The sequence below is a fragment of the Collinsella tanakaei YIT 12063 genome (assembly GCF_000225705.1).
GTDB lineage: Bacteria > Actinomycetota > Coriobacteriia > Coriobacteriales > Coriobacteriaceae > Collinsella > Collinsella tanakaei.
In genome coordinates, this window is record NZ_JH126473.1 from 135,301 (window position 1) to 147,218 (window position 11,918).

At 62.2% G+C, this 11,918-nt stretch carries 9 protein-coding genes and 4 tRNA genes; all 13 read right to left on the reverse strand.

The window, feature by feature from the left end; all coding sequences use genetic code 11:
- Positions 1-83: 83 nt before the first annotated feature.
- The 13 genes from tuf to HMPREF9452_RS09900 all read right to left on the reverse strand — a co-directional run bounded on the left by tuf (position 84) and on the right by HMPREF9452_RS09900 (position 11,839).
- Positions 84-1,274 carry an elongation factor Tu gene (tuf, locus tag HMPREF9452_RS09840; protein ID WP_009141992.1) on the reverse strand — a complete coding sequence of 397 codons (1,191 nt, stop codon included), beginning with the start codon at positions 1,272-1,274 and terminating at the stop codon, positions 84-86.
- Positions 1,275-1,369: 95 nt separating this feature from the next.
- Positions 1,370-1,446: transfer RNA gene (locus tag HMPREF9452_RS09845), tRNA-Met, on the reverse strand.
- Positions 1,447-1,449: 3 nt separating this feature from the next.
- A tRNA-Thr gene (locus tag HMPREF9452_RS09850) sits at positions 1,450-1,525 on the reverse strand.
- Between the two features lie 11 nt (positions 1,526-1,536).
- Positions 1,537-1,618 (reverse strand) — tRNA-Tyr (locus tag HMPREF9452_RS09855).
- 501 nt (positions 1,619-2,119) lie between these two features.
- Positions 2,120-2,194, reverse strand: a tRNA-Thr gene (locus HMPREF9452_RS09860).
- Positions 2,195-2,372: 178 nt separating this feature from the next.
- Positions 2,373-3,092 (reverse strand): NYN domain-containing protein, encoded by a 720-nt coding sequence (locus HMPREF9452_RS09865; RefSeq protein WP_009141993.1) that lies wholly within the window; start codon positions 3,090-3,092, stop codon positions 2,373-2,375.
- 3 nt (positions 3,093-3,095) lie between these two features.
- Complete coding sequence (rlmB, locus tag HMPREF9452_RS09870) at positions 3,096-4,064, reverse strand: 23S rRNA (guanosine(2251)-2'-O)-methyltransferase RlmB (RefSeq protein WP_009141994.1); 969 nt, start codon at positions 4,062-4,064, stop codon at positions 3,096-3,098.
- A 267-nt stretch (positions 4,065-4,331) separates the two neighbouring features.
- On the reverse strand, positions 4,332-5,804 hold the full coding sequence (gene cysS / locus HMPREF9452_RS09875) for a cysteine--tRNA ligase (protein WP_009141995.1): 1,473 nt from the start codon (positions 5,802-5,804) through the stop codon (positions 4,332-4,334).
- An 84-nt stretch (positions 5,805-5,888) separates the two neighbouring features.
- On the reverse strand, positions 5,889-6,380 hold the full coding sequence (ispF, locus tag HMPREF9452_RS09880; RefSeq protein WP_009141996.1) for a 2-C-methyl-D-erythritol 2,4-cyclodiphosphate synthase: 492 nt from the start codon (positions 6,378-6,380) through the stop codon (positions 5,889-5,891).
- Between the two features lie 93 nt (positions 6,381-6,473).
- On the reverse strand, positions 6,474-7,232 hold the full coding sequence (gene ispD, locus HMPREF9452_RS09885; protein ID WP_009141997.1) for a 2-C-methyl-D-erythritol 4-phosphate cytidylyltransferase: 759 nt from the start codon (positions 7,230-7,232) through the stop codon (positions 6,474-6,476).
- Between the two features lie 3 nt (positions 7,233-7,235).
- Positions 7,236-8,333, reverse strand: a complete 1,098-nt coding sequence (disA, locus tag HMPREF9452_RS09890) for a DNA integrity scanning diadenylate cyclase DisA (protein WP_009141998.1) — start codon at positions 8,331-8,333, stop codon at positions 7,236-7,238.
- Between the two features lie 202 nt (positions 8,334-8,535).
- Positions 8,536-11,211 carry an ATP-dependent Clp protease ATP-binding subunit gene (locus HMPREF9452_RS09895; RefSeq protein ID WP_009141999.1) on the reverse strand — a complete coding sequence of 892 codons (2,676 nt, stop codon included), beginning with the start codon at positions 11,209-11,211 and terminating at the stop codon, positions 8,536-8,538.
- Between the two features lie 364 nt (positions 11,212-11,575).
- The gene (locus HMPREF9452_RS09900; RefSeq protein WP_009141602.1) at positions 11,576-11,839 is read right to left on the reverse strand and encodes a hypothetical protein; all 264 of its coding nucleotides are present in this window, start codon (positions 11,837-11,839) and stop codon (positions 11,576-11,578) included.
- Between the last annotated feature and the right edge of the window lie 79 nt (positions 11,840-11,918).

Consider the following 11,918-nt stretch of genomic DNA (forward strand, 5'->3'; position numbering starts at 1 on the left):
CATTGAACAGACAATAAAAAGAACCCGGTACCCCGAAAGGTACCGGGTTGAAAGATCAGTCAGACTGAATAGATAAGTTAAATCTACTCAATAATTGTGCTGACGATACCAGAGCCGACGGTGTGGCCACCCTCGCGGATAGCGAAGCGCAGGCCCTCCTCCATCGCGATCGGGTGAATGAGGTCGCCCTCGATGGTGATGTGGTCGCCAGGCATAGCCATCTCGGTGCCCTCGGGCAGCTTAACGGAGCCGGTCACGTCAGTGGTACGGAAGTAGAACTGCGGACGATAACCATCGAAGAACGGGGTATGACGGCCGCCCTCCTCCTTGGTCAGAACGTAGATCTCACCGGTGAACTTGGTGTGAGGGGTAACGGAACCGGGTTTGCAGAGAACCTGGCCGCGCTGAATCTCCTCGCGCTTGATACCACGGAGCAGGATACCGACGTTGTCGCCAGCCTCGCACTTGTCCATCATCTTGCGGAACATCTCGATGCCGGTAGCAACGGTGGACTGGGTATCCTTGATGCCGACGATCTCGACGGGGTCGTTGAGCTTGAGCTCGCCGCGCTCGACACGACCGGTAGCAACGGTACCACGGCCGGAGATGGTCATGACGTCCTCGACAGCCATCAGGAACGGCTTCTCGTTGTCACGAGCGGGAGCGGGGATGTACTCGTCAACGGAGTTCATGAGCTCGCGGATGGCGTCCATCCACTTCTCCTCGCCGTTGAGAGCGCCGAGAGCGGAACCACGGATGACGGGGATGTCGTCGCCCGGGAAATCGTACTCGGAGAGGAGCTCACGGGTCTCCATCTCAACGAGGTCGATGAGCTCGTCATCGTCAACCATGTCGCACTTGTTCAGGAAGACGACGATGTAGGGAACGCCGACCTGACGGGCGAGCAGGATGTGCTCGCGGGTCTGAGCCATGGGGCCGTCGGTAGCAGCGATAACCAGGATAGCGCCGTCCATCTGGGCAGCACCGGAGATCATGTTCTTGACGTAGTCGGCGTGGCCGGGGCAGTCAACATGAGCGTAGTGACGAGAAGCGGTCTCGTACTCAACGTGGGAGACGGAGATCGTGATGCCACGCTCGCGCTCCTCGGGAGCCTTGTCGATGTTCTCGAACGCGGTGAAGTCAGCCTTGCAGCCCTCGGTCTCGGAGAGAACCTTGGTGATGGCTGCCGTCAGCGTGGTCTTGCCGTGGTCGACGTGGCCGATGGTGCCGATGTTAACATGCGGCTTAGTACGCTCAAACTTTTCCTTGGCCATAAAGCCTCCTCCTTAAAGGTGGTCCCCGGATGGGACTATGCCCTCTTAACCCTAAGTGGCCCGCCCGGTTTCCCGAATGAGCCACTCTAGTTACCTGGTAGCGGTGACTGGATTCGAACCAGTGACGCCACGGGTATGAACCGTGTGCTCTAACCAGCTGAGCTACACCGCCGACTGGAGCCTGCAACCAGACTTGAACTGGTGACCTCTTCGTTACCAACGAAGTGCTCTACCGACTGAGCTATACAGGCAGACGAACGGGTGGGAGCTATAGGATTCGAACCTATGTAGGCATAGCCAACGGGTTTACAGCCCGTCCCCATTAACCACTCGGGCAAACTCCCTTGCGTTCGTACGCTTGATTTCTGACTTGCTGTTCGGCTTGTCGTCTTCAAGCAGGGAGAATATTACGCCGCATCACGGTTTAGTGTCAACCAGAAATCTATAATACACGCGCCCGGGCGTATCTATATCTTTCTTATTTTGCATGATATGATTCGCTTAGATAAAGTCTTTCATTTAGTTTTTCCGATGCTATCAATTTGAAAAAGTCTCAAATCGCTTCGAATTCTTCCCGAATCAACCAGGATTTACCTCTATTGATCTTTGCAAAGTGGGCTCCGCATCTTTCCTTCCCTATATAAGAAGGCCTCGTCCGCTTCTTTCCTATATAGATGCATCATGGGCGAAATCCCCACTAGAGAAGATATTCCGCCCTCTTGCCGGCGGGCAAACAGGTTACATCTCTCATTTATGTTGAGCATGGCCATATCGCAGCTTTTGGCGTTCTCCGCCTAAAAACAAACAGGCCAGAGCGCAAATACACTCTGACCTGCTAATTTCTATGGAGCCAGCGACAGGAATCGAACCCGCAACCCACTGATTACAAATCAGTTGCTCTACCGTTGAGCCACGCTGGCGCTCTGGGCTTATCGCGCAAAGCTCATTTAGGATACTCAATGCCGAGCTATCGAGCAAGAGCGAAGCGTCAAAGCTTCGCAAATCGCGCATGCATCAACGCGGTAGCCCCAACTCAGCGCACCCCCGCCATACTCGTCCGCGCTTCATACCTTTGGACGAGGACCAGCTACGCGTTAGCTACCTTACGCGACCCCGCAGCTTATCAAGCTTGGCGCGCGTCTCGGGCGACAACCTGCTGCCAAGCGTCAGCTTCATAGCGGGCTCTTCATCGCGCATCGCCTGAAACTCACGTTCGATGGTGTCGATCTCCTCCACCAGCATGCGCGCCGAGATCCTGGTAACGCCCTTACCCATAACGGTTGCCTGGATGGTTCCGTCACTGGTAACTACAGAGCACGCCCTCCCCTCCTCGCGAGCCTCATTACACAGCTGCTGCACCACGGTATCGGCAGAAACCCCCGTGGGTGAAAACTCTATCCGAATGCCCGCCTGCGAAATGTTGGGGCGATCGGGCGATACGTTGCCGGCGCCGTCGAACACGATGACCGCCTCATAGCTACCCTGGGCGAAGGCGGCGACATCAGCGATTAGGGCCATACGGGCGGAATCGAACACGTCGCTGGTATAGGGCTCATCCGAGCGATCGTAGATGAGGCGCTCGTACTTGGGAGTGGCATGGATGATGTTGTACCCGTCAACAACCAACAGCTCCTTCTTGCCCATAGCGTTGACGCCGCGCGGGGGTACGCCGGGGCCGCCAAAGGCGTTGCCGGGAGAATAGGATCCAGGCGCACCGTAAACGCCACCTACGCCATAAGTAGAGCTCTGCACCGTTTCGCGCACGGACGATTCGCCAAAGCGCTTTGCCTTGGACTTGGCTCGGTTCTTCTTGGTCATGCGCTACTCCCCCGTCGTGGCACCGGCGGCGCGGTCGGCAACGGCGGCGTAATTGCGACGGAGCCACTCAAAGCACAAAGAGGTCGCGGCCTGGGCGACGTTGAGGCTCTCGGTTGCGCCCAGCTGCGGCAGCTTGGTAAGGAAATCGCACTTGTCCAGCACCAGGCGGCTTATGCCGTCACCCTCGGACCCCATCACCAGCGCGACGCGGCCCTCAAAGGGGGCACCCCAGCAGATATCGTCCGCATGCTCGGAGGCGCCGCCCACCCAAAAGCCGGCGGCTTTAAGATCGTCCAATGCGCGGGCGATGTTGGGGACCTGGGCGATGGGAAGGTGCATGACCGCACCGGCAGAGGTCTTATAGGTGGCAACCGTCACCTCGGCGGCGCGCTTGTTGGCGATCACCACGCCCGCAGCACCCACAACCTCTGCGGAGCGAACGATGGCGCCGAAGTTGCCCGCATCCGTCACGTGGTCCAAGACCAGCACCAACGCGGGGCCCTCGCCCGCATGCTCGATGATGTCGGCAAGGTCCGCGTACGGAAAGCGGCCCACCTCCAGCGCGATGCCCTGGTGAGCACCGTGGCTTGAAAGGGCATCGAGCTGCGCGCGGGGCACTTGCTTGACCGCAACCCCGGCATCGACAAGGCCCGCGACCAGATCGCGGATAGCCGGCTCGCCCTCGACGCCCTGGGCTATCAGCGCGCGCTTGATGGGAAAGCCCGTGCGCAACGCCTCGAACGCGGCGCGGCGGCCCTCGATGAAGTTACCCGTCGGCGCTTGGGTATCGCGGCGCTGCGGCTCCTGCGAAGCGCGGGCCAAAGACGGGCGCGCAGCGGAACGCTGGGAGCGCTGCTGCTGGGCCTGGGACTTTTGGCCCCTGCTCGCCCCTGTCTTAGAACGGTTCTCTGCCGTGCGCCTGGCCTTTCCCTGCGCACCGTCGCGCTTTTGCACGCGCTTCTTCTCAGCCATCGCGGCCCCTCCTCGGTACGGTTTTTTCCGCACCATTGTCACATCCAAATGCGCCGCCACCATCATTCGCAACAAAAAATGCACCGCACGCGGGAGATTCCACGTACGGTGCAAAACGCTCGTCAAGCAAGAAGCCAGCGGTAAAGATGCCAAGCAGGTCGCCCTAGACGTCGATCATCGGTTTCCAAGGTGCCCCAGATTGCCCTGAAAGAGGAGGGAGGACGCCTAAGGGCGCCGATCGACGATTGAAGGGCAAGGTGGGGTGCCCTAGGAAGCGATGTGCTTGATACGGCTGCCGGCAGCGGTGTCCTCGATCATAAGCCCCATGTCGCGCAGCTGGTCGCGCACGGCGTCTGCGGTAGCCCAGTCCTTGGCGGCGCGGGCGGCGGCACGGGCCTCCAAGATCTTCTCGGCAGCCTCATCCACATCATCGCCGGTGTAGCCCACCAGGCCTGCGGCAACGCCCAGAAGGCCCACGGGCAGCGGCTCCTCGATCACGGGCAGCTTTACGCCCAGCATGGCCAGCGTGCCGGAGATGGCCCCGGCGCACACGCGCGCTACGGTCTCGTCCACGGCACCCGCAGCCTGCTCAAGGTACTTGTTGGCCTGGGTGACCAGCTCAAAGTAGGCAGCGACAGCGCCTGCGGTGTTGAAGTCATCGTCCATGCACGCTTCGAACTCGCGGCCCGCCTTTTCCATAGCAGCGGTAAGCTCGTCTGCCAGCGCAGCGTCCGGCTCGCCTTCCGCATGGTCGGCGGCCCACTTGAGGTTGCGGCAGGTGCCGGCGATGCGAGCCAGCGAGTTCTCCGCACCCTCCAGGCGCTCCCAGGAGAAGTCCAGCGGGCTGCGATAGTGGGTCTGCAGCATGAGAAGACGCAGGGCCGCGGCGGAATGCTTCTGCAAAACCTCGTCCAGCGTAAAGAAGTTGCCCAGGCTCTTGGACATCTTCTCGCCGTTTACCAACAGCATGCCGGTGTGCATCCAGGTGTTGGCAAAGCCCTGGTGCCAAGCGCAGGTGGCCTGGGCGCACTCGTTCTCATGATGCGGGAAGGCGAGGTCCGAGCCGCCGCCGTGGATGTCGATGGGGGTGCCCAGGTAGCGATGGACCATGGCCGCGCACTCCGTGTGCCAACCGGGACGGCCCTGGCCCCAGGGCGACGGCCAGCTGGGCTCGCCGGGCTTGGCGGCCTTCCACAGGGCAAAGTCCAAAGGATCTCGCTTGTCCTCGTTCTCCTCGATGCGCGCACCCACCATAAGGTCATCGATCTTGCGACCGGAGACCTCGCCATAGGACGGGTCGCTGCGAACGGCAAAGTAGACGTCGCCGTTATCCGCGGCGTAGGCGTGCCCCTGCTCGATCAGAGTCTTGATCATGGCGACCATGGGGCCGATCTCCTTGGTGGCGCGGGGACGAACATCCGGATCGAGCACGTTGGCGCGGCGCATGACGTCGATGAACTTATTAGAGAACTCCTCTGCCACCTCCTGGGCGCTACGGCCCTGGTCGTTGGCGCGGTTGATGATCTTGTCGTCTACATCGGTAAGGTTCTGCGCAAAGGTTACCTCGAAGCCGCTCGAGATAAGCCAGCGGCGGATCACGTCGAAGCTGATGAACGTGCGCGCATTGCCAATGTGGATGTTGTCATACACCGTGGGGCCGCACACGTACATGCGGACCTTGCCCTCCTCGATGGGGGTGAATTCCTGCTTGCTATGGGTCTGCGAGTTGTAAATGCGCATGAATAAACCTCTTTCGTTATCTTCTGCCCGCGTTTTTGGACGAGTTTTGGCTGAAATGGCTAAGGGAGTTATAGGATGAGACGGCTAGTCGCGACATCGCTCCATAAGACACACGGCCCAGGCACCCATGCCCCGGCCCTCGCCCTCCCAGCCCAGGCGCTCGGTAGTGGTGGCCTTCACGCCAACACACGATGCATCCACGCCGAGCGCGGCCGCGAGGTTCGCGCGCATGGCTTCGCGATGCGGGCCAATTTTTGGCTGCTCGCAGGCGATGGTGCAATCTGCGTCCACCAGCTCGAAACCACGTTCGCGAGCAAAATCCATAACGGCTGCCAGCAGCTTGAGCGAGTCCGCGTCTTTGTAGGCGGGGTCGGTATCCGGGAACAGCTTGCCTATGTCGCCCCCGCGCACCGCGCCCAAGATGGCGTCGGCAAGCGCATGCGTCAAAACGTCCGCGTCAGAATGACCCAGCAGGCCCTTCTCATGTGGAATATCCACGCCGCCGATGATGCAGCGGCGCCCCTCGACCAGGCGGTGGACATCGTAGCCGTGTCCTATACGCAGGTTAGATGCCATATGTTCCCCTTTGACCATTAGGTTGATACCGGCGGCTCGCGCTTACGGCACGGCGAGCGGACGCATGCCGTGGATGGTTAATCTTACCCCAGGCTACCTCAGCGGGCTGCGCGCGATGATACCGGTGTCCTGAGCGGACTCGGCGTCGCTCATACGACCCAGCAGAATCGCGGTCACGGGGCGCAGGTCCTCGGGCAGCGTGACCTTGAGATTGTCGCGCGGGCTCTCGACGCACATGACGCAGCCGCCCATGCGCTCCACCAGCGATGAATCGTCCGTGCCCACAAAGCCCTGCCGAATAGCCTCCTCGTGCGCACGGCGTACCACGTCGAGCTTGAAGATCTGCGGCGTTTGCGCGGCCCAATACATGCTTCGCGGAGGAGTCTCCACAATGCGGTTGCCGTCGACGATCTTCAAGGTGTCGATCGCCGGCTGCCCGCAGACCACGCCGTCCGCGCTCGCGTCGCCCAGAAGGGACGCGATGGCGATGTTGATCGCCTCGGTGGTGATGAGCGGGCGGGCGCCATCATGGATGGAGACGTAATCGAACCCCGTCGGCACCGCTTCGATGCCCGCGCGGGTGGAATCCTGCCGCGTCTCACCCGCATCCGTAAAGGTGATAGGGGTTTGGAACTCGAAGGGGTCGATGGCCAGGCGGCGCATCTCATCGCGGCGCTCCGGCGGGCAGACCACCACGATGTGGCCCACATACATAGAGCGGTCGAACGCCATGATGGACCAGGTGAGCATGGGGCGGCCGGCCACGTTGACCAGCTGCTTGCCGCCGGGATTGCCAAAACGAGAACCGCAGCCGCCGGCAACCACGACTGCGCACACAACGGGAGCACGCATGGATTAGGCTGCACCCCCACCGCGCTTGCCCTGCATACGGTACAGGGAGTCCGCAAGGATCGCCGGGTTGTTGACGCCGAAGTCGCCCAGGCGCTCGGGGTCGCGGCGGATATCGTCCATAAGATCCTGCAGCGAGCCGTACTCGTCCACGATCTTCTCCGCCACGCCGTCGCGCACAACGGATACGCGGGAAAGGGTGCGAAGACCCAGCGGGGTGAGGACGGAGTCCTCGTCCAGGTTGTCATAGCCCAGGGCTTCCGCCACGCGCTTGGGGTTGGTAAGGTCCTGAGCCGGCATGTTGCCGAAGCGCTCGCGGATGCGCGCCGCGTTCTCATGGGAGGAGTCGGCCGCGTAATCGCGAATCATGAGGTTGTATTCATCGTCCATATTGCTGCCAGCGAGCTGCTCCAACTGCATGCGGACCAGCTTGCCCTGGGTGCCCAGCTCCTCGATGCAGACCTCGAGCTCGATCTTTGCCTGCTGCATGATCTCGAAGCTGGAGAAGATGCTGGTGATGTCTGCCAGGGTCACGTAATCGTCCAACTCCAGCGCGGTCAGGCGCAGCAGGGAGCGGTCAAGCGAGGTGCGCGTGGTCTGCAGCGTCGCCACCAGCTGGTTGACGGAGCTCATGATCTCGCCCACCGGCTTGATCTGGTAGGAGCGGCCGTTGACGTAGACGTTGACCACGCCGCGGCGCTCGGAGACGGAGATGACGATGGCATCGGTGAGCACGCTCATGCGCGCGGCGGTGCGGTGGCGCATTCCCGTCTCGCTGGTCGCCAGCGAGGGGTCCGGGTTGAGGTGGAAGTTGGCGCGCAGGATCTGGGTGAGGTCCTCGTCGATGACGATGGCGCCGTCCATCTTGCACAGCTCGAACAGTCGGTTGGAAGTGAACGAGATGCTCAAAGGGAAACCGTCGTTGCCCGATGCCAGCACGTGCTCGGTATCGCCCACGCAGATGAGCGCGCCGATGTGGCCGGCGATGATCATGTCGAGCGCCGTGCGAATGGGCTGCCCGGGCGCCGTGAGCCGAATGGCCTCTTGCATGCGCTTCTGAGTATCCGTTTTATCCAAAACACTACCCCCGTCCCGTACGTTCATAGTTGCCATTCTCGCATATACGCAGCGCTAAAAGCGATGAGCGGGCATTTGTTTATAGAAAAAGACCCGCAATAGGGCGGCTGGACGCAAGGGCTCCGCGACCACCGACCGCATCACCGCGCATACAGCGAACGGCGCCCCGCAACCGTTTTGGTCGCGGGGCGCCGTTGATGACGCGTATAAGGTAAAACCCAGAACAGCGCTAGCGCGCGCCGGCACCCATCTGAGCACCGCCGCCCGCCGCTGAAAGCGAGGGGGCCGCATAGCCGTTGCGCGGAGCGGAATCGAAGGACGCCCCAAGGGCGCCGGCCTCGCGGGGAGCGGGGATCTCGCCGGCGCCGTGGGTGAACACGAAGGAACCGTCGACCACGTCGCACTCCACGGTATCGCCCTCGTGCCACTCGCCCGCCAGCAGCTCCTCGGAGAGCGGGTCCTCGATGAGGCGCTGGATGGCGCGGCGCAGGGGGCGCGCGCCGTTGGTGAGGTCCGTGCCCTCGGAGACGATCTTCTCGACCGCGGCGTCGGTGAGGACGATGTTCATGCCGTTGGCGATCAGGCGCTGGCGCAGGTCGTCCACCAACAGCTTGGCGATAGATGCCAGCGACTCGCCGGCGAGCTTCTTGAACACCACGATGTCATCGATGCGGTTCAAGAACTCGGGGCGGAACAGGCGCTTGAGCTCGCCCATCGCGCGACCGCGGATCTCGTCTGCGGTAAGGCCCTGCTCGCCGGTGGTGCCAAAGCCCACGGTTGCATCCTGGGCGATCTCGCGGGCGCCCACGTTGGACGTCATGATGATCACGGTGTTGCGGAAGTCTACCGTCTTGCCCTGGCCATCCGTCAAGCGTCCCTCGTCCAGAACCTGCAGAAGGATGTTGAAGATATCCGGGTGGGCCTTCTCGATCTCGTCGAACAGCACCACGGAGTACGGGTGGCGGCGGACCGCCTTGGTGAGCTGGCCGCCCTCCTCGTGGCCCACGTATCCCGGAGGGCTACCGATGAGCTTGGAGACCTCGTACTCGCTGGAGAACTCCGACATGTCGAAGCTGATGAGCGCGTCCTTGCTGCCGAACAGGTACTCCGCCAGGGTCTTGGCGAGCTCGGTCTTACCCGTGCCGGTGGGACCGAGGAAGATGAACGAGCCGCCGGGACGACGCGGGTCCTTGAGCGGCGAGCGGCTGCGGCGGATAGCCTTGGCCACGGCCTGAACCGCCTCGTCCTGTCCGATGATGCGGCTCTTGAGAACGCTCTCGCACTGCAGCAGGCGGCGGCTCTCGTCCTCGGTCAGCGAGGAGACGGGCACGCCGGAGGCGATGGAGACGATGTCGGCGATCTGCTGGGTGTCGATGACGAGCGGATGGGCGTCCATCTCGGCCGTCCAGTCCTCGCGAGCCTTGGCGAGCTCCTGCTCGGCGGCCTTCTCGTCCTCTTTGATCTCCGCGGCACGGTTCATGTCGTCGCCCGCCGCCGCCTCATCGACCGCGGCCTTGAGCTCGGCGATACGCGCTTCCGCGTCGCGAACGGACTGAGGGGCCTTATTGGCGGCGATGCGGGCGCGGGCACCGGCCTCGTCCATAAGGTCGATGGCCTTGTCCGGCAAAAAGCGGTCCTGAATGTAGCGCGAAGACAGGTTGGCCGCGGCCTCGATGGCGGCGGGCGTGTAGGTCACGTGGTGGTGCTCGGCGTAGCGGGGAGCGAGCGCGTTCAGGATCTTGATGGTATCCGGAATGCTGGGCTCCTCGACGTCGATCGACTGGAAGCGGCGCTCGAACGCGGGATCCTTCTGCAGGTGCTTGCGGAACTCCTCGGCCGTGGTGGCGCCGATGATCTGGAAGGCGCCGCGAGCCAGCACGGGCTTGAGCATGGAGCTCGCGTCGATGGAACCCTCTGCGGAGCCCGCGCCGATCAGCGTGTGCATCTCATCGATGAACAGGATGATGTCATCGGCCTCCGTTGCCTCGGCGATAACGTTCTTGAGTCGCTCCTCGAACTCGCCGCGGTACTTGGCTCCGGCCACCAGGCCGGGAAGGTCCAGCGTCCAGATGTTCTGGTTCATGAGGTTCTCCGGCACGTTGCCGGCGGCGATCTCCTGCGCCAGCCCCTCGACGATGGCGGTCTTGCCGACGCCCGGATCGCCCAAGATCAACGGGTTGTTCTTGGTGCGGCGGGACAGGATCTCCATCATGCGCGAGATCTCTTTCTCACGTCCGATAACGGGATCGAGCTTGCCGGCGCGCGCCTGGTCGGTGAGGTTGGTGCCGAACTGCTTTAGCGTGCTCTCCTGCTGGCCCTGGCCCTGGCCGGCCTCGCCGGAGAAGAACGGCAAGCCCGCGCCGGGGCGACCGGATGCGGAACCGGCCATGGGGCGCTTCTTGCCCTTGTCCTTGCTGGTAAGCTTGTCGATGGCGGCGCGCACCGAAGCGGCGGAGACGCCCAGGCGCTGCAGGATGTCCATCGCCTTGCCCTGTCCCACCTCGACGATGGCGAGCAGCAGATGCTCGGTGGAGACATAGGTCTGGCTGTTCTCGCGCGCCAGGCGAAAGCCCTTCTCCATGACGGCGATCACGCTGGGGGTGAAGGCGAGCTTGCCGGCAGCGTTATCCGCAGCGGCTTTTTCGTCCAGATCAGCGTCGTCGCTTTTTGCCTGCTCTTCCGGCGCGGCGGCAGGGACGGTGGTCGCCATCTCTTCAAGCTGCGTCAGAATATCCTCATGGGTTATCTCGAGGTCGCGAAGGGCCTCGGACGCTATGCCGGAATCCTCCTTGGCAAGCGCTAGGAGCAGATGCTCGGTGCCAACCTTTTGCGACTTAAGTCCAAGCGCCTCCTCCTTCGCCAGCGACATGACGCGGCGGGCGCGATCGGTGAATCTATCAAGCATACGGGTACCTCTTACGTGCTATCTCAAACGTATCAGTTTTGGTCTTTACCCTATAAGATTCAACATCATACCTGATAGATGCTTTTACATTGCCGTGCAAGCCATTTTGTCAGCATCTTTTGCACTTCGGGCCCAACAACCGCGTGAGACGATATGAGTTGAACATTGGGAGCCCCTCCCCTTGCAGCTCTATCGTGGGTCGGGCGACAATGGTCGTAGCGCCAACCGTGGCCGCTGTATTTGGTCAAGTAAAAGTTTCCGAAATGGTAAAAGGAGCTTTCCGATTTGGTAAGCGAAAATTTTCCGAAATGGTAAGGCCCACGGGGCGGGCTCCCGCGCCCGCCCCGCCGACCGTCCGCACGTCCTACAGGTAACCCGAATCCTCCGCCTCGAGGAGCCTGTCGAGGAGGTCCGGAAGCACCTCCAGCAGCGCCCTCGACGGGGCCGGGTAGTCGAAGTCGGTCCCCTCCACGGAGACCTCCAGGGAGGGGCAGCCCTCGGCCTCGCCGGTCGACACGGCCCAGCTGGTCACCCTCCATCCGTCGAGTCCCGGGAACTTGGCCGTCACCGCGATCTCCGCCTCCGGGTCGAGGCCCTCCAGCCAGTCCATCGCCTGCCTCGCGTTCATGCGCGTCCCCCCTTCCCGAGCATGAGGGCGTGCTCCAGCCTATGGCTGGGGCCGCCGAACTCCACGAGCCTTCCGTGGT